This window comes from Paenibacillus sp. (genome assembly GCF_035645235.1).
Lineage (GTDB): Bacteria > Bacillota > Bacilli > Paenibacillales > YIM-B00363 > Paenibacillus_AE.
Map to the genome: position 1 here is coordinate 1 of NZ_DASQMZ010000204.1, position 23,487 is coordinate 23,487.

The following is a 23,487-nucleotide window of genomic DNA, read 5'->3' on the forward strand; positions in this document are numbered from 1 at the left end:
CGTCGCCCTCGCGCAAATCTTCCGGCACCGGGTAAACGAACGCGTCGCCCGCTTCCAGCCCGCTCAAAATTTCGATCCGCTCCCCGTCGTCCCGCCCGACCGTCACGAAGGCGCGCGTCGCGACGCCGTCCGCGATTCGGAATACGTACGCGTCCGCCCCGTCATACTGCACCGCGTCGACCGGCGCGAGCGTCCGCGCCTCGCCGTCGATTCGGAACTCCAGCGTCGCGGCGTACCCCGGCTTCGCCGCGTCCGGCGGCACGGCGCCCGGCGGCAGCTCGACTTTGATTTCGACCGCGGTATCGAGGCCGTCCGCCCCCGCCGGTCTCGCGACCGGCGCGACGTACGTCAGCTCGCCCTCGTACGAACCCTCGAACGCGTCGCCCGTCACGACGGCGCGCATGCCCGGCCGCACCTTGCCCGCGTCCAGCTCGCCGAGCGACGCCCGCACGACGAGACGCGACACGTCCGCGAGGCGGAACGCCTCCATTCCCTCCGTCACGCGCGATCCTTCCTCCAGCGCCGAAGCCGTCACGACGCCGCTCCAGCCGGAGAGCACGTCATCCTCGCGGATGTACTGCGCAAGCCGCTCGACGCTGCGCGTGAGCGAGGCGACGCGCACCTCGTGCAGCCGCTGCGCGCGTTCCTCCGCCTCTACGATCTTCTCCGCTTCCGCGGGGTCGCTCTGCCCGCGCACCGCCTCGAAATGGCGCGCCCGCTCCGCCTCCCGCTCCAGAAGCGCGATCGTGAGCCGATCGCGCTCCTCTTCGAGCTGACGCCCCCATTCGCTCGTGTTGTACGTCATCAACGGGTCGCCCGGACGCACGGCATCTCCGACGCGCGCGTGCACCGCGGCGATGCGTCCCGAGCGCTCCGCGAAGATCGTGCGCTCCGACCACGCCTCGAACCGGCCGTTCGCGAACACCGATTCCGAGATGACGCCTGACGCCGCCGTCGCCGTCGCGACCGTCCGGCTCGCCCCGAACCGCGCGACGTTCACCGCCGCGAGCCCGCCGACGACGAGGACGAGCGCAAGCAGCCACACCCACTTCTTACGCATGAAAAACAACCTTTCCCCTTCGGAAAATTCGATTTACATCGGTCCAGGAGCCGTAGGCAGGAGGGCGGATAAGGACGAGCCGAGCGAGACGAGCAGCCACGCCCCGACGATCCACGGCGCGACCGATCGAACCGGCCGGCGCGACATGACCGCGGCGCCGACGACCGTGACGGCCAAGCCCCACAGCGCGAACGGATTCAGCACGGCCGAGGCGAGCGTGAAGAGGAAACCCGACTTCTCCGCGAAGAAAGCGCCGGCCGTCAGCGTCACGTCGGTCAACCGTTCCGCGCCGAGACCCGTCGCGAGCGCCGCCGTCAGCAAGCCGCCGAGCAACCCCGGAATCATGCCGTACAGCGCAACCTTCGACATTTGCATATAGGTGCCCTCGCCGCGAACGATCAAATTCATCAGGTACAGCAGCAGCCCGATAAAAAACATGAGGAACGCCGGCATGACGAGCGACGTGACCAAAGCCGTGTACTTCGCGATATTAACGACGATCGACAGCTCCCCCTCCGGAATGCCGCCGGACCGCTCGAACTGCGCCATCATCTCCCGCTCGATCAGCGGCCATTGGAAATGCGCCACGGCCGCGGTCGCCAGCGTGACGGCGACGAGCGCAACCACCCAGCCGCCCTTCCCCCGCAGCCGCTCGAACGCCGCCGCCGGCGAAACCAACACCTGAAACATCGTCATCCTCGTGTTCCTCCCCGTTTTCCAAATCCTCTCATCAGCGGCATTATATCATAATATCTTCCGTCCGACTTCCGCATTTCGGCGCCGCAGGCCCGCTCGGACATGGTATAATGGCACAAGTTTGCGCGCGTACGTTCGCTAGAAAAACCTCAACAAGGTGGGAACCGCCGATGACCGTATTTACGCATATTCTGCTCCACAACGTCATTCCGCTGTCGATCATGATCGGGCTCGGGGTCGCGCTGCAGCGCGCGTTCCGGCTCGACATCCGGACGTTATCGAAGCTCAACTTCTATTTCTTCTCGCCGGCCATTCTCTTTACCTTACTCTACGAATCTACGTTCACGGCCCATATCGCGTTCCAAGTGCTGCTGTTTTTCGTCGTGTTTTATACGTCGCTGCTCGCCGTCGTCGAGCTGTTCATCCGGCTGCGGCGGCTGAAGGGCGGCATGCCGACGGCGATGCGCAACAGCGTCATCTTCTACAATAGCGCGAATTTCGCCATTCCGCTCAATCAGCTCGTCTTCGCGGGCAACCCGTTCACGATGTCGATTCAGCTCATCATCATGGTCATCCAAAGCCTTCTGCCCAGCACATTAGGCATCTATACGATCAACGCGCAGCGCATGAGCATGAGCGAGGCGCTCAAGGTCGTCTTCACGTTCCCGGCCATTTACGTCGTTCCGATCGCCCTGCTGCTCAAGGGCTTCGCCGTGCCGATCCCGCAGCCGATCTATACGCCGCTCGAGTATATCGCGCAGGCGTTCATCGCGACCGCGCTGCTCACGCTCGGAACGCAGCTCGGCAACATGAAGTGGAGCCTCGGCAAGCTCGATCTGCTGTTTCTCTCGAACGGCCTTCGGCTGCTCGTTTCGCCGGCGCTCGGTTTCTTGGTCGTCTGGCTGCTCGGGTACGAGGGCTTGCTCGCGCAGGCGCTCGTCCTCTCTTGCGCCGTTCCGACGTCGCTCAGCAGCGTGCTGCTCGCCGTCGAATTCGACAACGAGCCCGACTTCGCCTCGCAGACCGTCTTCGCTTCGACCGTATTCAGCATCTTCACCGTCACGCTCGTCATCGCGCTCGTACAGGGGTTGTAAGGAAGTTTGCGGAAAAGGGGAAATCGCCGTCGCGCAAATGTCTCTTTTTGTTTTCCGGTACGCCGCTATAATGAGCATACGAGACGAGAGACAAGAGAACGCGGAGTGGTGGAAGCGACATGCGAACGACGTGGTGGGGGAACATGGCCGGACGGTACGATCGGGCGATTTGGATTCGGCTGATCGGCACGGCGCTGACGACCGTGGCGAACTTTATGATTCGCCCGTTCATGGTGCTGTACTTGTACGACAAGCTGGAAGGCTCGGTGCTGCTGCCGATGCTCATCGTCGGCTTGCAGCCGCTCAGCTCGATGCTGGTGGGGCTATGGGGCGGCGGACTCGCCGATCGGTACGGCCGCAAGCCGCTCATGGCCGGCGCGCTCGTCGTCAATATGGCGGCGATGGCCGGCTTCGTCTTCGCGGAGGAGCTGTGGCATTTCGCGCTGTTTTCGGTGCTGAACGGCGTCGGGATGAGCCTCTTCTTCCCGGCGGCGAACGCGCAGGTCGCCGATATCGTCGAGCCCGACCGCCGCGCCGAAGTATTCGCCGCGCTCCATGCGGCGCTGAACGTCGGGGCCGCCTTCGGCCCCATGCTCGGCCTGCTCGTCTTTACTTGGCAGCCGAAGGTCGTCTTCGCGCTGTCCGCCGTCACGTTCGCCGCTTACCTGCTGCTCGTGCTGCGCTACATTCCGGAGACGCTGCCGAAGCCGATCCCCGGCGGCGCGCCGGACGGGGAGCGCGGGGCCGCGGGACCGCCCGCCGCCGCTCCGGCGGAGCGCCTCGGGCTTCGCGGCCACGGGCTGCTCTTCGCGCTGACCGGTCTGGCGCTGCCGATCGGCCTGCTGTACGCGCAGGTCGAGACGGTGCTCCCGCTTCACCTGCAGTCGACGTTCGCGGACGACTACACGCTCATCCTGACCACGATGCTGAGCTTGAACGGCCTGACGGTCATGCTGCTGCAAATTCCGGTCGCGCGCCGAACGGAGCATTGGGCGACGCACCGCGTCGTGCTGCTTTCTTACGGCCTCCTCGCCGCCGTCGCCCTCGGCTACGGCTTCGCGCCATGGTTCGCGCTGCTGCTCCTCGCCGAGCTGCTGTTCTCGTTCGGCGAGATGCTGAGCGGCCCCCACCTGCAGAAGGCGGTTTCCCTGATCGCCCCGGAGCATATGCGCGGCCGATACTTCTCGGTATACAGCATGAATTGGCAGCTGGCGCGCGGCCTCGGCCCGATCGCCTTCGGCGTCGTGTTCGAACGGTTCGGCGGCGCGTTCGCGTTCTCGGTCATCGCCGCCCTGCTCGCCGTCTCCGGCGGCGCGCAGTACGCGCTCGTGCGCCGCATCGCGAAGCCGCGAATGCCCGCCGCCGCGAACGTCTCGTCCGCCGCCGCGGCGGAAGCCTAGCGCCTTCCGCGTCAAGCCCAAACGCACTCGACATCGAAATTCGTCAGATCGCCCGGCGAAATGTGTACGTCGCCCTCTTCGTCCGCGAACGCGCCGATCATCGTTTCGTAAAACTCGTCCCGCGCCGGCGAACGACAAAAGAAAAAGCCGCCGACGGCTCGGAATCCGTCTGACGGCTTGCGTTGCTTTACGTGGTCGAGATGCTTTGGCCGAAAACCAGATGCTCCCGCATGAGCGACTTGGCGCGCTCCGTCTCGCCGCGCACGAGCGCCTCCGCGATGCTTTCGTGATCTTCGTACGACGTGCGCATCCGATTCGGCACCCGCTTAATGACGCGGAGCGCCGAGCGGTACAGATGCGCCTGATTCATAATCATAATCTGATGAATTTCTTGGTTGCCGGAAAAACGGCTTAATAAGATATGATACGCCGCGTCCGCCCGGGTGAAGGCCGCCTCGTCCTCGTCGTCGGCCGCGCGACGCTGCTCCGCCAAGTTCGCCTCGAGCTCCGCGATCTGGTCCTTCCGCAGCCGACCCGCGATCGACTCGCAGACGAACAGCTCCAGCGCCGTGCGCAGCTCGAACAGATCCCGCACCTTGTCGACGGAAATTTCCTTCACGACGATGCCTTGCTTCGGAGACACCTGCACGAACCCTTCGGATTCGAGCCGCTCCAGCGCGGCTTTGATCGGCGTCTTGCTCATGCCGAGCCGATCGATCAGCCGCTTCTCCGATAGAAATTCGCCCGGCCGGAACGTCTCGTTCAGGATGGCTTCGCGAATGTCGCGATACGCCTGTTCCTTGAGGAGCAGGGTCGGCTTCGAGGTCGTAAATTCGTTCACCGGTTTCATTCCTTCTCAGTGGGGTGGGTATGGCTCTAGTGTACCACGCTTGCCGCGGAACGCCTACGATCTAGATCGCCGTTCTAGGAGCCGCTCCGCGGGAAGCGGATGACGTCGTGCGTCGCCGCGCTCTCGTACGTCGCGAAGATCAGCTCCAGCGTTTTCAAATTGTCCTCTCCTCTCGTCTGGAACGGCGCGCCGCGGTTCAAGCAATCGATAAAGTGGCCCTGCAGTCGGCAGTGGCTCTCCGCGTGATCCAGCTCCGTGTGCGCCTCGAGCGTCGACTCGACGCCGGCCGCGTCGATGAACGACACTCTCCCGTTCATATACAGCTTGATCGTGCCCTTCTCGCCCTCGATCGTCATCTGCTCCCGGTGCATCGGCCCGACCTGCTCCGGCGGCTTGCCCTCGAGCTCCCGGCGCGTCGCCCAGCTCATGTCCAGCACGGCGAAGAAGTTGTCGTCGTAGCCGAGCGTCACGACGCCGGAGTCCTCGCCGGCGATGTGCGGGCTCACCCGCTGCAGCTCGGCGTACAGCCGCTTCGGCTCGCCGAAGAGGAAGCGCACCGTGTCGAACCAATGCGCGCCCATCTCGTAGAACAGCAGCCGCGGCATCTCCCGGAAGAACGGCTGCGGCAGCTCGACGCCCGGCGCCATGCGCGGCGTATAGTAGTCCGTGTGGACGTAACGGGCATTATACAGCCTGCCGAGCAGCCCGTCGTCGATCGCCTTCTTGATGATTTGATTCGGCTGCAGCCAACGCCAATTTTCCGTCACCATCAGACGCACCCCGCGCTCCTCCGCGATGCGCACCATCGCCTTCGCCACGTCGAGCGTCGCCGCGAACGGCTTCTGGCACATGATGTGCTTGCCCGCCTTCGCCGCCGTCTCGACGAACGCCAGATGCGTCTCCGGCCCGGTCACGATGTCGACGATATCGATGTCCTCCCGCGCGCACATCTCCTCGAGGCTCGCGTACAACGCCGAATCCGGAATATCGAATTCCTTGGCGCGCCGCTCCAGCTTCTCTCGGCTTCGGTTGCACAGCGCCGTCACCTGCACGCCCTCTATCTGCTTCCACGCGTTCAGATGGTGCACCGACCAGTACCCGGTACCGACCAATCCGACCTTCCACATGTGCTTCCCGGCCTCCTTACGCCTTCGCCTCGATCGGCAGTTGATAAACGTTCAATGCGGATTTATACAAAATCCAATCCTGCTCCTCCTGCGTCAGGCCGCTCGTACGCACCTTCGCCAGCTCCGTGCCGCAATTGTCCGCATGGTCGGTGCCGAATAGGAAGCGATGCGCGCCCAGCTCTTGCGCCCAATGCCGCAGCAGGAAGCCGCCCGTCCACGTAATGTCCGCGTACAGGTTGTCGTACTGCTTCATCGCCAAATACGTCTCCCCCGCGAGCACCATCATGCCGCAATGCGCGATGACGATCTTCACGTGCGGGAACGTCTGCGCCGCCGGGATCAGGTGGCTCGGATTCGCGAACGGAATGCCCGCGCCGGTGTGGACCATGACGGGCACGCCGAGCTTCCCGGCCAGCTCGAACACGCGCATGCCGTCCCGGCTCATCGGATTGACGCCGTGCGCGGACGTATGAATTTTAATGCCGACGAAGCCGAGCTCTTCGATGCACCGGCGCACCTCGCCCTCGTAATCGGCGTCCTTCAAGTGCGGGTTCGGATTCGCCATGCCGGCGAACACGGTCTTGTGCTTCGCGCACAGCGCGGCGATCGCGTCGTGTTGCTCGCGCACCTCTTCGAGCGTATGCACGAGCGCGGGCTGCAAAATCGTGAAGTCCACGCCGAACTGCTTGATCTTCTCCCATTGCTCCTCTTCCGTGAACGGCTCGTCGAAGACGCGGTCCATGCCTAAGTGAGCGTGTACGTCGATGATCACGAACGGTCACCCCTTTTCAAATTTGGAAAATGTTACTCCATCCCCTTCAGCTTCTCCGGATGCAGCATAACGTCGATCTGGTCGCGGACGCTGTCCGGCTCGAACAGCGACTCCCAGCCTTCTTTCAGCCAGCGCTTCCGACCGTATTCCATCGCGACGAGGCATGCGTCGGAGAACGGGTTCCCCGCTTCGCCGAACGCGATCGCCAGCTCGATGTTGATGTGGCCGAGCATGAAGTCCCGCGCCGCTTCGGCCGGCACGCCCCGCTTTACCGCTTCGTCCATCGCCTGCTTGAGGAACATGGCGACCGACGCGCCGATCGTCTCCGCCATCGTCGGCTCGAGAATGGCCATCTGCTCGACCGTCATCCGGTGCGACCGCATCACCGGCGCGTACATCCGCTTCACGATGTCCTCGCAGACGGCGTAATGCTCCTCCGGTCCTTGCATGAGCGCGCAGACGACCGCCTGCTTCGCCTTGACGCCGCCGAAGAAGTCGCGGCGGGCCTCCGGGTCGGTCTCGTCGTTGAACACCGGCGGATGGCACGGATGCGCGATAAAATACGTAATGTCCGCTCGCTCCGGCAGCTCCCCCATGTGCGCGGCGGCCGGGTCGAGCAAAATCAGGGCCGCGTTCGGCTTCAGCTTCGGCACGATGCCGGCCGACACGGCGCCGATCGCGACGTCCGGCACCGCCAAAATGACGACGTCCGCCGCCGCGACCGCTTCGTCTTCCGGCGTCGCGGAGAGGCCGCGTTGGTTCAAGTTTTCCAGGCCGCGCGCGCCGACCTCCACGTACTTCATCTCGTACGGGCCGTCCTTTAGGTTATCCGTAATGCGGCAGCCCATCTTGCCGCCTGCGCCGATTAATGCGAGCGTTTGCATTGCAGCATCTCTCCCTTAATTGTTTTTAGGATTTACTTGCCCTCCCGAACCTTCGCGAAGAAATCTTCCTTCCCGACCTGGCCGCCCTTGAGGACGAGCTCGAGGCCGTCGAAGGCGGGATCGTCGGCGTAGCTGCGGCAGAGCGGGCCGCCCGGCGCGATCGGCATGATCGCTTCCAGCGCGTAGATGCCGAGCTCGCGAGTGACGAAGCCGGACGTATCGCCTCCCGCGATCGCGAAGCGGGACAGCCGGTGCTCCTGGACGATAAGCTTCGTCAGCTTGCCGAGCCGCGCGCCGATGAGGCGGGACGTGTCGAACGCGGGCAGGCCGAGCTCCTCGAGCTTTCGCTTCATGGCGGCGATCGCCGCGTCCTCCGGACCGATCGCCGTATAGAGCAGCGGGCTTCCGCCGTCCTTCAGCACGTTCGACGCTTGCGCCGCCAGCTCCGCCTGCAGCCGCTCCGCCTCGCTCTCGTCGAGCATTCGCGTCGTATCGACCGGGATGCCGACGAAGCCGTGCGCGAGGGCGTGCCGGATTTGGCTCTCGGTGACCGGCGAACAGCTGCCCGATACCGCGAGCAGCCGGTCGACCGGCCCTCTCGGCGCGAGCAGCGCGGCTTCGGGGTCCGCGAGGCCGAGCGTGCGCCAATGCGCCGCCAGCGCGTACTCGACGCCGGAGGATCCGACGACGAAGCGCATGCCGTTCTCGTTCGATTCCTCCCAGAGGATCGCGCCGACTCGTTCGAGCCGCGGCTCGTCGAGCGCGTCGAACAGCATGACGCCGGGAAACGCTTCCAAATTGGCGCTCCACCGCCGCTTCACCTCTTCTTCGTCCCCCGACAAGTCCAAAATGTTCATCAGACCGATCGACTTTTCGGTTTGCTTCGAGAGATGAAGCCTGAGATCCGCCTCGTCCATCGGCGTGACCGGATGGCGGGACATCGTCGGGTGGCGGTCGAGCCGGAACGTCTGCGCGCCGACGCCGGCGAAGTGGTTGCCGAACAGCGTGTACCGCCGCAGCGACGGCGCGCCGACCAGCAGAGGCACCGTAGGTTGATTGTCGAACGTCTCGGCGCCGACGTCGATCGCCCGGCCGATACTGCCGACCGCCGGCGACGAGTCGAACGTCGAGCAAATTTTATAGTGGACGACGGACGACGGCATCGCGCGCAGCGCCGCGAAGATCGGGCGCAGCTCGCGCTCCATCTCGTCCGTCGCCATCGCGCGGCTCACGCCGGCGATCCCGAAGGCGCGCACGCCTGCGAAACGGCGCTCGAGCAGCTCCCGCGTCGGCGCCACCAGGAAGAGCACCGTCTTTACGCCGTTCAGCGCCAGCGCCTCCATCGCATCGGTCGACCCGGTAAAATCGTCTCCGTAAAATGAAATCAAAATATCGGCCGCACCGCCGTTGCTTTCGTTGTTCATGCGCTCTCTCCTTCCCCGCCGCCACGACGGTGCTTCGCCGGTGTTTCGCCGCCGCGCCGCCGAAGGTCGGCCCTTATCGGGCGAACGTTCGCAGCGCCTCGCCGAGCTCGGGATGCGTCTCCGCGTACGTCTCCGCCGGAATGCCGCCGATCGCCGCCTCCCATGCTTGAATCATGCTGCGCACCCCGGCCTCGGGACCGCTCGGATGCGCCAAAATGCCCCCGCCCGCCACGTTCAACAGATCGTACGTCCCCAACTTCTCGTACGTCTCCGCCGCCGTCGCCGCCGATTGCCCCGAGGACAGCACGGGCATCGCCTCGTTGCCCCCGAAGAGCGGCGTCCGAATCGCCTGCACGGAACGGATGACCGATTCGTTGCTTTCGTAAAACTTGCTGTTCAGCGCGTTCACGTGCAGGTGGTCGGCGCCGGCCAACCGGCAAAGCTGCTGGTACGCCGTAAATTCGATGCCGAGCGCCGGGCAGCGCGTCATCATGCCCCATTGGTTCCGATGTCCGTGAATCGGCAGCTGCGTATATTTGCTTAAGTATGCGAGGCCCGCCAGGCCGACGCTTTGGATGCCGACCATCACGCAAGTACCCCCGGCGTTGTAAACCAAGTCGTGATTGCGCCGCAGCTCGTCGATATCGCCCGTGATGTTGAAGGCGTACATCGTCTTCTTCCCGGTGCGGTCGGCGACGCGTTCGATCTCCTCCATGACCGCTTTCACCTTCTCCTCGAGCGGCGCGAACAGCGGCGAAGCGTTGAGCTCGTCGTCTTTAATGAAGTCGAGCCCCGCTTCCGCGAGCGTCCGCACCGTCGCCCGAAGCTCGTCGATCGTCAGCCCGATGCTCGGCTTTACGATCGTGCCGATAATCGGCCGATCGTACACGCCGGCGAGCCGCCGCGTTCCTTCCACGCCGAACCGCGGCCCCGCGTACGCCTTCGCGAACGGCTCGGGCAGCTCCAGGCCGGTCAGCCGCAGCCCCGAAAATTCCTGCAGCTCGTACAGGTTCCCCGCCACGGTCGCCATCAAGTTCGGGATCGACGGACCGATGTTGTGATACGGGAACTCGAGCACGACCTTCCCCCGCCGGTATTTGCCGTCATGGCCGCTCGGCGGCTTCGAGCCCGGCAGCGACGGCGCCTCCGCCTCTTCCAGCGCCTCGACGGCGACGACCCGTGCCGCGCTGCGTTCCTTCACCTCGGCGGTCTCCCCCGGCACGGCGATGAACGTCCCTGTCGACTGCTCGCCCGCCATGACTTCGGCGGCGCGCTGCAATTCATGCGGTGTCTCGATCCAATACGTAGCGCGCACGACTTCGCGTGACATCCTCTCATCTCCTCGCATATAACTTAGATCTAAGTTGTATTATGAATATACTACAGCGCTTTCACCGTGGCAAACGGAATTTGCGCAGCCTGTCCCGGCTGGCCCGGCGCCCCTGACCGCTGCTCCTTCGCGGCCCCACCTGCGCTTTCGCCGCATCTCCGCTCTGCCTTTCCGGCCCCTACCTCCGCACGTACCGGAGTTCTCCGCTAACTAACCCCAAATCCCGCCCATACCGCCGCATTTACCGGAGTTCTCCGCTAACTTCCCCCAAATCCCGCCCATACCGCCGCATTTACCGGAGTTCTCCGCTAACTACCCCCGGATCCCGCCCAAACCGCCGCATTTACCGGAGTTCTCCGCTAACTACCCCCAAAACCCGCCTATATCGCCGCATTTACCGGAGTTCTCCGCTAACTACCCCCGTTTCCTAACGTAAAAAGGCAGCGACGTAGATTGTTCTACGCCGCTGCCGACACTTTTCTTCCCTCGCCGGGCTATCCGCCGATATATCGGTCGAACAGACTTTTCGCCCGGCCGATATCTTCCGTCCCCTGCACCAGCGCGCGGCCGTCCGGGAACAGCACAAGCCGCTCTCCCTCCGGCAGCGTCGCCCGCAGCAGGAACGGGTTGCGCTCCACGGCGGGGCACACCGCCGATAGCCGCGCCTCGAGTCGGTCGAGCTCGAACGGGCGCGGCGCGCGGATTTGCACCGTCTCGCGGCCGCATAGCGTCGTAGCGTCGTCGGCCTCGATCTCGAGCGACGGAAACGTCGGCGCCTCGCCGCATGTCGGGCACGAAGCCTTCGGCGGCGCCAGCCGCATCTCGAACAGCTGATGCCGCCAAAGCTCGAGCGACAGCAGCGACCGCCTGCGCGATTCTGCATCGCCGACGAGCAGCTTCAGCGCCTCGACCGCCTGGAACGAGGCGACGATGTCGACGATCGGCGACACGACGCCGATCGTATCGCAGGTTTGCCCGGCGCCGTCCGGTTCCGAACCGATCAAGCAGCGCAGACAAGACGTCTCGCCCGGCACGAACGTCGCCGTCATGCCCTGCGAGCTGACCGCGCCGCCATAAACGAACGGCACGCCGTGCCGAAAACAAGCGTCGTTCAACAGCAACCGGGTACGGAAATTATCCGTTCCGTCCAATACGACGTCGACGCCTTCCATCAGCGCCTCCACGTTCGCCGCCGTCACGTCCGCCACGACCGGCTCCAGCCGCACTTCGGAATTGACGCGCGCCAGCTTCCGCTCGGCGGCGATCGCCTTCGGCAAGCCCGAGGCCGCATCGTCCTCGTCATATAACATCTGCCGCTGCAGATTGCTCTTCTCTACGTAATCCCGATCCGCGAACCGCACCAACCCGACGCCGGCGCGCGTCATATGGCTTGCCAGCACCGCGCCGAGCGCGCCCATGCCGACGATCAGGACGCCGGATGCGCCGAGCCGTGCTTGCCCTCGCGCGCCGATCGGCGCGAACCGCATCTGCCGAGAATATCGTTCCATGTTCGGATCCGCCACCGACTCCACCTCCTTCGCATCCTGGGGGACGCCGCCGACCGCTGGGGGCCGCGCAGCATCCTGCCGCCGACGAAGCCGCAACCGCCCGCCCAGCCTCCGACCGGCGGGATCATCGACTTACCCGCCGGAGACAGCCTGCAGCACGCGCAGCCGATCGCCCGCTCGCAGCGGGACGTCGAGCCGCTCTAACCACTCTATATTATCATCGTTCCAGAAGATGAGCACATGCTTCCGCACGTCCCCCTGCTCCGTAAATAAATGCCGACGAAGCAGCGGATACGTCTCGACCAGTGCACGCAGCGCGTCCTCGAGCGTCGCCGCCTCGAGCGGAAAGCGCGTCCGTCCTCCGGTGCAGTCGCTCAGCAGCATCGGCACGCTCGCTTCGATCGCCGCCACGCCCTCTACGCCTCCAGAACCCACGTCTTCACCGACAGGATACGCGACAGCTGTCCCGGCAGCCGCGTCCACGTACGTCCCCGGTCGACGGAGCAGAACGTCTCGCCGGACGTCGTGCCGAAATACAGCCCGTACGGGTCCAGCCCGTCGACTACCATCGCGTCCCGCAGTACGCTGACGTGGCGCTGCTCCTCCGGCACGACGTCGCCGACCGGCGCCCATGCCTCGTCCCCGCGGGCGCGGCCGTACACCAACAGCTTGCCGTCGCGCATCGTGCGCTGCTCGCTGCTCTCGAGCGGCGCCAAAAACAAATCCCCGTTCGGCGCGACGGCGATCGGAAAGCCGAACGGCGCATCCTCGCCGCGCAGCGTGAGCCCTTCCTCGATCGGGAACCAGCTGTCGCCCCCGTCGTTCGATTGAAATACGCCGCCGTGCTCCTGCATATATAACGTATCTGGATTCGCCGGATCCATCACCATCTTATGGATGCAGTATCCGACCTCCTCATACGGCTGCCCCGTCGGCACGCGCGCCAGACCGACGTTGCGCGGATGCCACGTCTCGCCGCCGTCCTCGGAACGAAACACGCCGACCGCCGACATCGCCACCCACATGCGGCGCGCGTCCCGCGGGTCGACTAGTATCGTGTGCAGGCACATGCCGCCCGCGCCCGGGAACCAACCCGGCCGCGACGGATGCTTCGTCAGCCCGTCGAGCTCCCGCCAGTGTGCGCCCCCGTCCCGGCTGACGAACAGCCCCGCCTCCTCCGTACCCGCGAACAACGTCTCCGGCTCTTCCGCGTGCCCCGGCGCGATCTGCCAAATCCGATTCAGCGCGAAACCGCTTTCCGGCGGGAACGCAGGTCCGTCCTCGATCTGCGTCCAGCTCTCCCCGAAATCGTCGGATATCCGGATCGATGCGCCGTACGCAGCATGCGACGTGCCCGCGAACAACCGATGCCCCCGCCGCGAGTCGCCGAAGACGCTGTACGCCTCCCAGCCGCTCAAGAACGGCCCCTTCAAACTCCACTGCATCCGTTCTTCGTTCGATTCGTAATAGAACACGCCTTTATTCGTACCGATCAGCACCAACACTCGCTTCCCCAATGAATAGCCTCCCCGGAAAATGTCTCCCCGTCCGCACATAGTTGCTACGGAAGAGTTCGACATAGGGAACATCCGTTCCTGCCCCTTTTCAAAAAAATTCCTGACCGCGAACGGCCAGGAATTCTGCTTAATATTCCATCATCACGACCGGCGTGCCGAGCGTGACGCGCCAAGCGCCGCTCTCCGTATCCCGATGCGCCGCGGCCTGCAGCGAGACCGCGCCGCCGCCCTCGCCGAGCCTCGCGCCGAACGCCGGCGCGTCGTAGGCGTAGCTGAACGTATCGCCATCCGCGTACGTCTCGACGAGCGTCGCGTCCGCGCCGTCCGCGACGCGAGCCGGCACGTCGGCGATCGCAACGCCCGCCGCGAGCCGCCCTTGCGCGTTCACGAACCACAGCGCCGACGAACCGGTCGGCAGCGTCTCGGCCGTCCGTTCGATCCACCGCGCCGCCTCGCCGGCGTCCGCGCCGCTCCAGCGCAGCAAGCCGTCGTTCGTTCGCGCCGTGACGACCCACAGCCGCCCCTCCTCGGCGAGCACGCCGTCTGCGAGCGCCGAGAGCCGCGCGACGTCCGCGACGGCGGCCGCCGAAGCCGCGCGTGCCGACGACGCGGCGGGCGTCCACCCCGCCAGCGCGGCGACGCACGCCGCCGCCAGAATCAGACCGATCAACCAACCGAACCATCGCATCATAGATAAGTGCTCCCTCTCTAGTAAAAATCATGATACTAGAGAGGTTGCCCAGGAATTAATAGAGTTATACGTAAGTACCGGCTACGAGCGAGGCTCGCCGGAGCCCGCGAGCTCCCGCCAAGCCGCTGCGATCGTCTCGACGCCCCGAAGCATCGCCTCCGCGTCGAGCCCCGCGAAGCCGAAGGCGGCCGCGCACACCTGCCGCCCGCCGTCCGCTTCGTACGAGACGTCCTCCCACGTCACGCCCCGCCGCGCGCAGGCGTCTATCAACGCGGCATACGATGCGGCGTCTCCCGTCCAGCGCGCGTATACGTGCAGCCCCGCGTCCTGCGGCCACGTCTCGAACGCGCCGCCGAGCTTCTCGCGCAGGGCCGCGTACAGCGTTTCATACTTGCGGCTGTAGACGCGCTTCATGCGGCGCAGATGCCGTTCATAGCCGCCGCCGTTCAGGAACGAGGCCAGCGCCAGCTGCTCCATCGCGCCGGACGGATAGGGCTCGTACAGCCGCTTCAAGGCCAAGAACGCCGGCGCGATCGCGTCCGGCAGCACTGCGTAGCCGATTCGCAGCCGGGTGTACATCGTCCGCGAGAACGTGCCGACGAAGACGACCCGACCCGCCGCGTCCAGCGACTTCAACGGTTCGACCGGCCGGCCGGCATGACGGAACTCGCTGTCGTAGTCGTCCTCGACGATCCACGCGTCCGCTTCGGCGGCCCAGCGCAGCAGCGCGAGTCGGCGCTCGAGCGGCAGCACCGCGCCGGTCGGGAATTGCCGGTTCGTCGTCGCGACGAGCAGCCGCGCCCGCCACGGCGCGGGGACGAGCCCGCGCTCGTCGACGTCGGCGGCGACCGGCGCGCCGCCCGCCGCAAGCACCGCGCGGCGGATGCCGCTGTAGCCCGGCCGCTCGATGACGACCGGATCGCCGGGGTCGACGAGCAGCTGGACGAGCAGCGCGAGCGCCTGCATCGAGCCGTTCGCGACGACGATGCGCTCCGCCGACGTCGCGATGCCGCGCGTGCGCCCGAGATGGCGCGCGATCGCCTCGCGCAAGGGAAGGCAGCCCCGCGCGTCGATCGGCGCGGCGTTCGTCCCCGCCGCCGCAGCCTCTCGCGCCGCCGCGTAGCAGGCGCGGCGCCATTCCGCCGCCGGGAACGCGTCGGCATCCGTCGCGCCGGTCGAGAAGTCGACCGCCCGGCCCCGCGGCGCCCGCGGCGCCGCCTCCGCCGCGAGCGCCCGCTCGCCCCAGGCGGACAGCTTCGGCCCGTCCGCCCCGCCGTTCGGCGCGCCCGCAGGCGCCTCCTCGTCCGGCAACGCTTCCGCCGCGGCGTAACAGACGTACGTGCCGCGCCCGACGCCGGCGGTCACGCAGCCTTCCGCGGCGAGCAGGTCGTACGCCGCGTTCACCGTGCCGCGCGACAGCTCGTACGCCGCCGCCAACGCGCGGCTCGACGGCAGCCGATCGCCCGCGCGCAGCCGGCCGCCGAGCACATCCTCCCGCAGCGCGCGGTAGAGGGCCATATACTTCGGCAGCCCCTCCGCCGCGAATCGCTCGTACGCCGTAAGCAGTTCCATCCGCAAGCCCCCTAAAATTGGTCCAATTCCTTTCATCATAATTGGATCTTTCCGCCTGTCAATCGATTCCGTACAATGAATTTCAATCGAAACCGGAAAGGATGACGACGGATGCGAAGGAAAGAATTCGACGTAAGCGAAGCCGAGGAGATCGAACGTTTTCTAGCGGAGATGTCCTTCGGGTTTCTCGGCACGATCGGGGAGGACGGGTATCCGCACATGACCCCGCTCAACTTCGTCTATAAGGACGGAGCGTTCTACATGCACGGCGCCAGAGCCGGTCAGAAAATGAAAAACCTCCGCGCCGACGAACGGGTCACGTTCGCCGTCGCGAAGGAATATGCGCTGATCCCTTCGTATTGGCTCGATCCGGCGCTGGCTTGTCCGGCGACGGCGTTCTTCAAGTCGGTGTTCGCGCGGGGAACGGCCGTCGTCGTAGAAGACATCGCGGAGAAGGCCGACGCCTTCGAGGCGTTCATGCGCAAGCTCCAGCCCGAGGGAGGCTACGATCCGTTCTCCCCGGACCATCCGCAGTACGCCAAGGAACTGAAGGCCGTCGCGATGATCAAAATCGTCGTCGCGGAGCTGACGGCCAAATTCAAATTCGGCCAAAACTGGCCGGAGGTCCGGACGGAGCATGTCGCCGGGGCGCTGGAACAACGCGGCCGCCCGCTCGATCCGGAGACGGCCGAGCTCATGCGGCGGTATTGCCCCCATCACCGTTCGGAATGACCCGCGCGGCGGACGGCTTACCCGACCTCGTATCGTTCCAAGACGTCCAGGAGCGCCTCCTTAATCCCGCCGCGCAGCTCCCCGCCGTGATAGCAAATCAACCGTTCGATGTCGTAATCGAGCAATTTCCGCACGGAGCGGACGGCTTCCTCCATGTCCAACGCGAACTGCGGATTCGCGAGGTTCAGCCGCCCGTCTTCGACGACGACGGCATCTCCGGCGATCAGCGTCTTCTCGGCGGGCAAATAGATGGAAATATGGCCGGGCATATGGCCGGGCGTCGGGACGATCTCCATGCCGCCGAACCATGGCAGCCGCTCGCCGTCCGCCACCGTCCGATCGACGCGCGCCGGCTCGATCGATTGAAGCAGCCGGATGAATTGCTCCGCTTGCGGCCTCGCCGAGTCCGGCATCGCGCCCAGCATCGCTTCGGCCTGCTCGAGTCGGAGCGACTTCGCCGTTCCTTCGAGGTACGGCTTCTCCCGTTCATGCGCAACGACCTCGATGTGCGGGTACGCCCGCTGCAGCGCCGCTAACGAACCGATATGGTCCATATCGTGGTGCGTTAGGACAACCGTGGCGATCGACGAGAACGGGATGCCCTTCCGCGCCGCCGCCGCTTCCAGCATGGGCAGGAATTCCGGATAGCCGCAGTCGATCAAGATCGAACCGCGTTCGTCTTCCAGCAGCGCCGGGACGATGGTCTGCCGCTGGCCGCCGTATTCGAACTCGATGTCGAGTAGATGAATCTTTCGCATTTCGTTGCTCCCCCATTACGGTATTAATACGCCGTCGTCGGCCGAGCGCGGCGCCTCGACCGGTTGCGCCCGCTTCGCAGCGGCGGGATCGTCCGGCGTATAGACGACGGCGACTTGGTCTTGCCCGTGCGAGAGGAACAGCAGCTGCGGGCGCAGACGCTCCCTTCCGTCCCCGGAGACCGCCGTTTCGTCCGCATCCGGATGCAGACACATGACCTCGTGCGAAACCCACCATCTTCGAAAATCGGCGTCCGCCGCGGACAGCTCTTCAACGAGGCTGTCGTACCAGACGTCCTCGAGATGCCTCGCATACAACGAGCGGAACCGCGAGAGCGCCGCATGCGCCGAGGCTTCCCATCGCTCGAACCTCTCTCGATACGGCGGATGCCGAAACATCCGCCACAGCCAGTTTCGCTCCCGATCGGACGCCTCCGCCTCGAACGGCCCGAACCATCGATCCGCAGCGGCGTTCCAAGCGATTACATTCATTCGTGCGTCCGTGACGTAGGCCGGGTACGGGTCCAAGCGATCGAGGATAAGCTGCATCGCCGGCTCCGCCGGGGACGGCGCCGCGAGCCCCCAAGACGCCGGCAGCTTCTGATCGGCCAGCAGGTACAGATGCATCCGCTCTTGCCCGTTCAGCCGGAGCGTCCGCGCAAGGCTCTCGACGACCTGCTCGGATACGCGGATATCGCGCCCTTGCTCCAACGAGGTGTACCACGGCAAGGAGATGCCGGCCAGCGCCGCCACCTCCTCCCGGCGGAGCCCCTTCGCCCGCCGCCGCATGCCCTTCGCCGCGGTCAAGCCGACCTCCGCCGGCGCGAGCCGCTCCCGCCTCGTTCGCAAAAATTCTCCCAGCTCCGCCCTTCGCTTCGCGTCGCTCGCCGCCGTCCTTCCCTCCATCCCGCGCGCCCCCTTTGTAAACTGTTATTTTTTATACTAGTCTTCCGACTTCTATAGCAGCGGTTCTACGATAACCTCGCTCCTTCCTCGATCGCCCGCAACGCCGTACGATCAGCGTTGTAATGCAAAACAAAGATCTACGGAAGGATGAGAAAACCTATGTCTACACTCCTCTATATTAACGCGCATCCGCTGGATGTGCACGAGTCTTTCTCCGCGGCCGTGGGCGAACGCTTCCTAGACGCGTACCGCGCCGCGAACCCGTCGCACCCCATCGCCCGGATCGACTTATACCGCGCGGACGTCCCCCTGTTGGACGCCGACGTCCTCCGGGGCTGGAACGCGCTGCGCGCCGGCGAGCCGTTCGACGCCCTCGCGCCCGAGACGCAACGGAAGCTGTTCCGCCTCGGCGAGCTGGTCGACGGCTTCCTCGCCGCAGACAAATACGTGTTCGTCTCGCCGATGTGGAATTTCTCGTATCCGCCGGCGATGAAGGCGTATCTTGACGCGGTCGCCGTCGCCGGCAAGACGTTCCAATACACCCCGCAAGGGCCGGTCGGCCTCGTCGCCGGCAAGGCGCTCCACATCCAGGCGAGCGGCGGCGTCTACTCCGAAGGTCCCGCGGCGGGGCACGACTTCGGCCATGCCCATCTTGCCGCGACGCTCCGCTTCTTCGGCATCGCCGACGTGCGCAAGCTCGCCATCGAAGGTCACGCCCAGCATCCGGAGCGCCGCGACGCCATCGCCGAGGCGGCGCTGCGCGCCGCGGACGAGCTCGCGCGCAACTGGTAACGACGCCGGGGGGGCGGCGGAAGAAAAAAAAAGAAGCGCCAACGATCGCGATAACGATCGTTGGCGCTTCCCTTTTTCCGAACGATTACTTCTTGATCAAGACGCGAACGCCGTGCACGACGAGCGCTGCGCCGAACACGATCATCGACAGCGCGCCGACGATGTCGAGCACCGGATCGATGACGCCGAGGCCGATGCCGCCGAGCGACGCTTGGGTCAGCGTGTATCCGCCGATCACCCCGCCCAGATAGGACCAGAATTTATCCATCCCTATCACCTCCCGCTTGATGTTACATCTTATGAGAGGTGATAGCGCTTTATGTGGACAAATGTCCTCCTTGGGACAAAATATTTTCCGCGCTTGTCCCTATACGGATGTCCGGAGGACAAACGCGTCTACGCGCCTGCCCCCGCATTCAGCCGCTCGACGATCCTGCGTTTCTTGTACAGCATCTTGCCGGCTTCGGCCACGTCCTTCAAGGTGCCGCGGTTGATGTACGCGCCGAAGATCATGCCGGCGACCGGGACGAGCTGGAACAGCTTCTTCCAACCGAAGTTGTCCCGGTAGCCCGCTACGACCTCGCGCCAGCCCTGCAGCTGCGACACGGCGCTTCGCTCGCCGCCCGCGTCCGACGTCGCGCGGTCGAGTTCCTCGAGCACCGCTTTCTTGCCGACGATGTCCGACGACGCGAACTGTAAGCACCGCACGATAAACTCCCGCTCCTGCTTCTCCTGCGGATCGTATCCGTAGCATAATGCGATTTCTTGCAGCACCTTCAGAGACAGTCCGAGCAGCACCGGAATATCGACCGCCAGCGTGAACAGGCCGCCGAAGCCGGTCGTCGCCCCCTGCGCCGCAGCGATGTTCGCGCGGCTTTCGGCGAGCGCGTCCGCCGAGCGGTCCATCGCTTCGAGCGGCGCCCGACGTACATCCTCGAGCGTAAAGCCGACGACGCCTTCCTTGCCGAGCGACTCCTTCTCGACCTGCGCGAGGATCGCCTTTTCCGAAATTAAATATTGTCCGCCCGTCTGAATAAAGCTGCCGATCTCGTCGAGCGCGGCCCCGACCTTCTCGTGCACGAACTGCGGCGTAATGCGGTCCAGCAGCTCGAACGGCAGCCGTCCGAGCTTCTCCCAAAACCATAGATCCTTCTGTTCGGATTCCCACTTCTCGATTTGCTCCAGCTCCGAACGTAAATACGCTTCGCTTTCCGTTAAGGTTTGCATCGTTACCCCGTCCTCTCGCTCCAATAAATTTGTCCTCGAAGCCGCTCGAAGTCAGTATTCTCCAATGCAGTTCGTAGAATGCGCGGCGGCGTCGCAACGAATAGGACAGTGGATGACATATTGGTTCGCGTATGCTCGATTCGGCGCATGCTACGCATGCAATGAGCAACGCAAGGAGCGGAAGACATGGAATTCATTCGAATCGTCGAGGCGCAGGAAAACAATTTGAAAAAGGTGTCGATCGACCTGCCGAGAAACAAGCTGATCGCATTCACCGGACCGTCCGGCTCGGGGAAGTCGTCGCTGGCGATGGGGGTGCTGGCCAGGGAAAGCCAGCGGCAGTTTCTGGAAGCGGCGGGGAAAGTGACGGAGTCGCTGAGCAAGCCCGAAGTCGCCGCCATCGAGGGACTGCTGCCGGCGATCGCCATCGGGCAAACGCATTTCAACCGAAACCCGAGGTCCACGGTCGGCACGACGACCGAAATTTACACGTACCTTCGAATTCTCTACGCCAAGCTGGGACATCGCCCCTGCCCCCGCTGCGGCGCGACGGTCGCGCCCCCCGGGTTCGCGGCCGCGGCGGAACGCGCCTGTCCGGCTTGCGGCGAACCGGTGCCCGAACTGACGATGGCGCATTTCTCGTACAGCAGACCCGAAGGCTTCTGCGAAACCTGCTCGGGCATCGGCGCGGTGCCGATCGTCGACCTCGGCCGCTTGTTCGACGGGAGCAAGAGCATCGAAGAAGGCGCCGTCTACCAATGGGGCAAGGAGGGCCCCTTCTACGTGTACTATCTGGACGTACTGAAGGCCGCCGGCGCCCATTACGGGTTTGCGTTCCGCACGGACCTCCCGATCGACGCGCTGAGCGAAATCGAGCGAGATTTGCTGCTGCACGGCGCGGAGAGCGAGCAATTCCAGCGCCACGTCCCGGGGAAGAAGCCGCCGAAGAGCGTCGGGGCCGGCAAATTCGGCGGCCTCCTCCCGCCGCTGCGCCGCAAATTGGCGGCGGAGGCCGCCGCCGAGGAGCCGGCTTCGCCCAAGAACGCGCACGCCGCCGCGGTCGTGCGCTGCCCTGCCTGCGACGGCACGCGGCTGAAGGCGGCGAGCCGGCAAGTCGTGGTGAACGGACGATCGATCGCCGAGGTCGTCCGCGATACGGCAAGGGAAGCCAGGGCCTGGGTCGCTTCGATCCAAGACGGACGCTCGGCTTCGGAACGCCAGGTGCTGCAGTCGGTCCTGTCCGACATCGTCAAGCGGCTCGACGGACTGGCGGACGCGGGTGTCGGCTATTTGTCGCTGGACCGGACCGTCGCGTCGTTGTCCGGGGGAGAGGCGCAGCGGCTGCGGCTCGCCTCGCTGATGCAATCCGGCTTGTCGGGTCTGTTGTTCATTTTGGACGAGCCGACCACCGGTCTCCACCCGAGCGAGGTGGACGCGCTCGTTCAATCGCTTAAGCGGCTAAGGGACCGGGGAAACACCGTGCTGGCCATCGAACACGATCCGGACTTCTTGCGGCAATGCGATCTGTTGTTCGACTTCGGCCCGGCGGGCGGGGAGAACGGCGGAACGGTCGTCGCGCAGGGCACCGTCGAGGAGCTGCGCCGAAGCCGTTCGTCCGTAACGGGGCCCTATTTATCCCCTCCCGCATCGAAGGATCCGGCCGGCGGACGAAGCGACCCGGACCGGTGGCTGGAGCTGCGGGACGCCGCCGAGCGCAATCTGCGCAACGTGACGGCGAAGCTGCCGCTCGGGCGGCTCGTGTGCGTTACCGGCGTCTCCGGCTCGGGCAAGTCGACCTTGCTCTTCGACGTACTGGCCCCGCGCGCGGAGCAGGCCTTGGCGGCGCCGGTTGGCACCTCTTCCGCCGCGAAGCCGACGCTGGTCGGATTCGACGACATCGAAGGGCTCGTCCGCGTCGATCAGGCGCCCGCCGGGAAATCGTCGCGCTCCACGATCGCGACGTATACGGACGTCTTCGCCCCGATTCGCAACCGGTTCGCCCGGCTGGCGAGCGAAGGCGGCCAGCGGCTGCGCGCGTCGGACTTCTCGTTTAACGTCGACGGCGGGCGCTGCGACGCTTGCCAAGGGCTCGGCGCCGTCGCCGTCGCGATGCATTTCCTTCCGGACGTGCACGTCCGCTGCGCGGCGTGCGGCGGCAAGCGTTATGCGGACAAAGTGCTTCGCGTCACGTACGACGGATTTCATATTTCCGACGTGTTGGATATGTCCATCGACCGTTGCGGCGAGCTGTTCCGCGACGAGCCTAAGATCCGGGATACGCTCGCTCTGCTGCGCGATCTCGGGCTCGGCTATCTTCGGCTGGGCCAGCCGCTCGCCACGCTCTCCGGCGGGGAGCTGCAGCGGGTGAAACTTACGGCCGAGATCGGCGCTCGCCGCGGACGCGGCAACGTCTTGTACTTGTTAGACGAGCCGACGACCGGACTGCACCCGTCCAATATCGACGCCGTCGCGGCGGTCTTGCAGCGGTTGGTCGACGAGGGGAACTCGGTCATGGTCATCGAGCACAGCGTCGAATTCATCCGCCGGTGCGATTGGGTCGTGGAGCTGGGGCCGGGGGGCGGGGACGCCGGAGGCGAAATCATTGCCGAGGGCCGGCCGGAGGCGCTGCGGCGGAACCCCCGTTCCCGAATCGGGCGATACCTATGAGAGCCGATCGCCTGTTGTCTATTCTGCTCCTGCTGCAAAACCGCGGACGCGCGACGACGCGGGAGCTGGCCGAACGGCTGGAAGTTTCGCCGCGCACGATTCATCGCGACATGGAGGCGCTCGGCACGTCGGGCGTCCCGGTATATGCCGACCGCGGCGCGGCCGGCGGGTGGAAGCTTGCCGAGGGGTACCGGACGAATTTGACCGGCCTGAAGACGGAGGAGATGAGCGCGCTTTTGCTGGCGGCGCCCGCGCTCCTTGCGGATCTGGGGTTGCTGCGGCCGTTCGAGAACGCGGTGCAGAAGCTGCTCGCTTCCGCGCCTTCGATTCTAAAGAACGACGCGGAGGTCGCCCGGGAACGGATTCACGTCGACGGCGCGGGCTGGCATCAAGCCGCCGAGCCCGTCGTCCATCTGCAGCGCATCCAAGAAGCCGTCTGGCTCGAGCGGAGCATCCGAATCGCCTACGTGCGGAACGGGGACG

General features: G+C 65.2%; 23 protein-coding genes. 6 read left to right on the forward strand and 17 right to left on the reverse strand.

Annotation, left to right across the window (positions count from 1 at the left end):
- The coding region (locus VEZ38_RS19145; protein WP_324896382.1) for an efflux RND transporter periplasmic adaptor subunit at window positions 1–1,060 on the reverse strand (1,060 nt) is incomplete at its 3' end.
- A gap of 33 nt (window positions 1,061–1,093) precedes the next feature.
- The gene (locus VEZ38_RS19150; protein ID WP_324896384.1) at window positions 1,094–1,756 is read right to left on the reverse strand and encodes a YIP1 family protein; all 663 of its coding nucleotides are present in this window, start codon (window positions 1,754–1,756) and stop codon (window positions 1,094–1,096) included.
- Between the two features lie 170 nt (window positions 1,757–1,926).
- Between VEZ38_RS19150 and VEZ38_RS19155 the strand changes: the two genes are divergently transcribed.
- Together VEZ38_RS19155 and VEZ38_RS19160 are read left to right on the forward strand one after the other, a co-directional pair.
- A complete protein-coding gene (locus VEZ38_RS19155; protein WP_324896386.1) occupies window positions 1,927–2,850 on the forward strand; it encodes an AEC family transporter in 924 nt (307 codons plus the stop codon).
- 119 nt (window positions 2,851–2,969) lie between these two features.
- Window positions 2,970–4,250, forward strand: coding sequence for an MFS transporter (locus tag VEZ38_RS19160; RefSeq protein ID WP_324896388.1), 1,281 nt, complete (start codon window positions 2,970–2,972; stop codon window positions 4,248–4,250).
- 187 nt (window positions 4,251–4,437) lie between these two features.
- Here VEZ38_RS19160 and VEZ38_RS19165 read toward each other — a convergent pair whose 3' ends face one another.
- The 11 genes from VEZ38_RS19165 to VEZ38_RS19215 all read right to left on the reverse strand — a co-directional run bounded on the left by VEZ38_RS19165 (window position 4,438) and on the right by VEZ38_RS19215 (window position 15,925).
- Entirely contained in the window at window positions 4,438–5,091 is a 654-nt protein-coding gene (locus VEZ38_RS19165; protein WP_324896390.1) for a GntR family transcriptional regulator, read from the reverse strand.
- A gap of 83 nt (window positions 5,092–5,174) precedes the next feature.
- Window positions 5,175–6,227, reverse strand: a complete 1,053-nt coding sequence (locus VEZ38_RS19170) for a Gfo/Idh/MocA family oxidoreductase (protein WP_324896392.1) — start codon at window positions 6,225–6,227, stop codon at window positions 5,175–5,177.
- A gap of 16 nt (window positions 6,228–6,243) precedes the next feature.
- The gene (locus tag VEZ38_RS19175; protein WP_324896394.1) at window positions 6,244–6,999 is read right to left on the reverse strand and encodes an amidohydrolase family protein; all 756 of its coding nucleotides are present in this window, start codon (window positions 6,997–6,999) and stop codon (window positions 6,244–6,246) included.
- A gap of 32 nt (window positions 7,000–7,031) precedes the next feature.
- Window positions 7,032–7,883: a phosphogluconate dehydrogenase C-terminal domain-containing protein gene (locus tag VEZ38_RS19180; protein ID WP_324896396.1), complete on the reverse strand. Its 852-nt coding sequence runs from the start codon at window positions 7,881–7,883 to the stop codon at window positions 7,032–7,034.
- A gap of 32 nt (window positions 7,884–7,915) precedes the next feature.
- Window positions 7,916–9,307: a four-carbon acid sugar kinase family protein gene (locus VEZ38_RS19185; protein ID WP_324896398.1), complete on the reverse strand. Its 1,392-nt coding sequence runs from the start codon at window positions 9,305–9,307 to the stop codon at window positions 7,916–7,918.
- Window positions 9,308–9,380: 73 nt separating this feature from the next.
- On the reverse strand, window positions 9,381–10,637 hold the full coding sequence (locus tag VEZ38_RS19190; RefSeq protein ID WP_324896400.1) for a ribulose-bisphosphate carboxylase large subunit family protein: 1,257 nt from the start codon (window positions 10,635–10,637) through the stop codon (window positions 9,381–9,383).
- 494 nt (window positions 10,638–11,131) lie between these two features.
- Window positions 11,132–12,145: a ThiF family adenylyltransferase gene (locus tag VEZ38_RS19195; protein ID WP_324896425.1), complete on the reverse strand. Its 1,014-nt coding sequence runs from the start codon at window positions 12,143–12,145 to the stop codon at window positions 11,132–11,134.
- Between the two features lie 132 nt (window positions 12,146–12,277).
- Complete coding sequence (locus VEZ38_RS19200; RefSeq protein ID WP_324896402.1) at window positions 12,278–12,556, reverse strand: MoaD/ThiS family protein; 279 nt, start codon at window positions 12,554–12,556, stop codon at window positions 12,278–12,280.
- Between the two features lie 5 nt (window positions 12,557–12,561).
- On the reverse strand, window positions 12,562–13,662 hold the full coding sequence (locus tag VEZ38_RS19205) for a sialidase family protein (RefSeq protein WP_324896404.1): 1,101 nt from the start codon (window positions 13,660–13,662) through the stop codon (window positions 12,562–12,564).
- A gap of 127 nt (window positions 13,663–13,789) precedes the next feature.
- On the reverse strand, window positions 13,790–14,353 hold the full coding sequence (locus VEZ38_RS19210) for a hypothetical protein (RefSeq protein WP_324896406.1): 564 nt from the start codon (window positions 14,351–14,353) through the stop codon (window positions 13,790–13,792).
- 81 nt (window positions 14,354–14,434) lie between these two features.
- Window positions 14,435–15,925: a PLP-dependent aminotransferase family protein gene (locus tag VEZ38_RS19215; RefSeq protein WP_324896407.1), complete on the reverse strand. Its 1,491-nt coding sequence runs from the start codon at window positions 15,923–15,925 to the stop codon at window positions 14,435–14,437.
- Window positions 15,926–16,036: 111 nt separating this feature from the next.
- Between VEZ38_RS19215 and VEZ38_RS19220 the strand changes: the two genes are divergently transcribed.
- A complete protein-coding gene (locus tag VEZ38_RS19220) occupies window positions 16,037–16,657 on the forward strand; it encodes a pyridoxamine 5'-phosphate oxidase family protein (RefSeq protein WP_324896409.1) in 621 nt (206 codons plus the stop codon).
- Window positions 16,658–16,674: 17 nt separating this feature from the next.
- Here VEZ38_RS19220 and VEZ38_RS19225 read toward each other — a convergent pair whose 3' ends face one another.
- A complete protein-coding gene (locus VEZ38_RS19225; protein ID WP_324896411.1) occupies window positions 16,675–17,415 on the reverse strand; it encodes an MBL fold metallo-hydrolase in 741 nt (246 codons plus the stop codon).
- 15 nt (window positions 17,416–17,430) lie between these two features.
- Window positions 17,431–18,318, reverse strand: coding sequence for a helix-turn-helix transcriptional regulator (locus VEZ38_RS19230; protein ID WP_324896413.1), 888 nt, complete (start codon window positions 18,316–18,318; stop codon window positions 17,431–17,433).
- Between the two features lie 159 nt (window positions 18,319–18,477).
- On the opposite strand from VEZ38_RS19230, the gene VEZ38_RS19235 reads away from it, so the two are divergent.
- Window positions 18,478–19,110: an FMN-dependent NADH-azoreductase gene (locus tag VEZ38_RS19235; protein WP_324896415.1), complete on the forward strand. Its 633-nt coding sequence runs from the start codon at window positions 18,478–18,480 to the stop codon at window positions 19,108–19,110.
- Window positions 19,111–19,195: 85 nt separating this feature from the next.
- On the opposite strand, the gene VEZ38_RS19240 is transcribed toward VEZ38_RS19235, so the two are convergent.
- Window positions 19,196–19,378: a hypothetical protein gene (locus VEZ38_RS19240; RefSeq protein WP_324896417.1), complete on the reverse strand. Its 183-nt coding sequence runs from the start codon at window positions 19,376–19,378 to the stop codon at window positions 19,196–19,198.
- Between the two features lie 128 nt (window positions 19,379–19,506).
- The gene (locus VEZ38_RS19245) at window positions 19,507–20,337 is read right to left on the reverse strand and encodes an EcsC family protein (RefSeq protein ID WP_324896419.1); all 831 of its coding nucleotides are present in this window, start codon (window positions 20,335–20,337) and stop codon (window positions 19,507–19,509) included.
- A 186-nt stretch (window positions 20,338–20,523) separates the two neighbouring features.
- Between VEZ38_RS19245 and VEZ38_RS19250 the strand changes: the two genes are divergently transcribed.
- Together VEZ38_RS19250 and VEZ38_RS19255 are read left to right on the forward strand one after the other, a co-directional pair.
- Window positions 20,524–23,004 carry an excinuclease ABC subunit UvrA gene (locus VEZ38_RS19250; RefSeq protein WP_324896421.1) on the forward strand — a complete coding sequence of 827 codons (2,481 nt, stop codon included), beginning with the start codon at window positions 20,524–20,526 and terminating at the stop codon, window positions 23,002–23,004.
- A partial coding sequence (locus VEZ38_RS19255; RefSeq protein WP_324896423.1) for a helix-turn-helix transcriptional regulator occupies window positions 23,001–23,487 on the forward strand: 487 nt, incomplete at its 3' end. The genes VEZ38_RS19250 and VEZ38_RS19255, both read left to right, overlap by 4 nt.

What these genes read in the sequence shown, in the direction of transcription:
- VEZ38_RS19170 (WP_324896392.1), bottom strand. Translation starts at nt 6,227, where the DNA reads ATGTGGAAGGTCGGATTGGTCGGTACCGGGTACTGGTCGGTGCACCAT.
- VEZ38_RS19195 (WP_324896425.1), bottom strand. Translation starts at nt 12,145, where the DNA reads ATGGAACGATATTCTCGGCAGATGCGGTTCGCGCCGATCGGCGCGCGA.
- VEZ38_RS19150 (WP_324896384.1), bottom strand. Translation starts at nt 1,756, where the DNA reads ATGACGATGTTTCAGGTGTTGGTTTCGCCGGCGGCGGCGTTCGAGCGG.
- VEZ38_RS19190 (WP_324896400.1), bottom strand. Translation starts at nt 10,637, where the DNA reads ATGTCACGCGAAGTCGTGCGCGCTACGTATTGGATCGAGACACCGCAT.
- VEZ38_RS19225 (WP_324896411.1), bottom strand. Translation starts at nt 17,415, where the DNA reads ATGCGAAAGATTCATCTACTCGACATCGAGTTCGAATACGGCGGCCAG.
- VEZ38_RS19155 (WP_324896386.1), top strand. Translation starts at nt 1,927, where the DNA reads ATGACCGTATTTACGCATATTCTGCTCCACAACGTCATTCCGCTGTCG.
- VEZ38_RS19235 (WP_324896415.1), top strand. Translation starts at nt 18,478, where the DNA reads ATGTCTACACTCCTCTATATTAACGCGCATCCGCTGGATGTGCACGAG.
- VEZ38_RS19180 (WP_324896396.1), bottom strand. Translation starts at nt 7,883, where the DNA reads ATGCAAACGCTCGCATTAATCGGCGCAGGCGGCAAGATGGGCTGCCGC.
- VEZ38_RS19220 (WP_324896409.1), top strand. Translation starts at nt 16,037, where the DNA reads ATGCGAAGGAAAGAATTCGACGTAAGCGAAGCCGAGGAGATCGAACGT.
- VEZ38_RS19185 (WP_324896398.1), bottom strand. Translation starts at nt 9,307, where the DNA reads ATGAACAACGAAAGCAACGGCGGTGCGGCCGATATTTTGATTTCATTT.
- VEZ38_RS19245 (WP_324896419.1), bottom strand. Translation starts at nt 20,337, where the DNA reads ATGCAAACCTTAACGGAAAGCGAAGCGTATTTACGTTCGGAGCTGGAG.
- VEZ38_RS19250 (WP_324896421.1), top strand. Translation starts at nt 20,524, where the DNA reads ATGGAATTCATTCGAATCGTCGAGGCGCAGGAAAACAATTTGAAAAAG.
- VEZ38_RS19230 (WP_324896413.1), bottom strand. Translation starts at nt 18,318, where the DNA reads ATGGAGGGAAGGACGGCGGCGAGCGACGCGAAGCGAAGGGCGGAGCTG.
- VEZ38_RS19160 (WP_324896388.1), top strand. Translation starts at nt 2,970, where the DNA reads ATGCGAACGACGTGGTGGGGGAACATGGCCGGACGGTACGATCGGGCG.
- VEZ38_RS19215 (WP_324896407.1), bottom strand. Translation starts at nt 15,925, where the DNA reads ATGGAACTGCTTACGGCGTACGAGCGATTCGCGGCGGAGGGGCTGCCG.
- VEZ38_RS19240 (WP_324896417.1), bottom strand. Translation starts at nt 19,378, where the DNA reads ATGGATAAATTCTGGTCCTATCTGGGCGGGGTGATCGGCGGATACACG.
- VEZ38_RS19210 (WP_324896406.1), bottom strand. Translation starts at nt 14,353, where the DNA reads ATGATGCGATGGTTCGGTTGGTTGATCGGTCTGATTCTGGCGGCGGCG.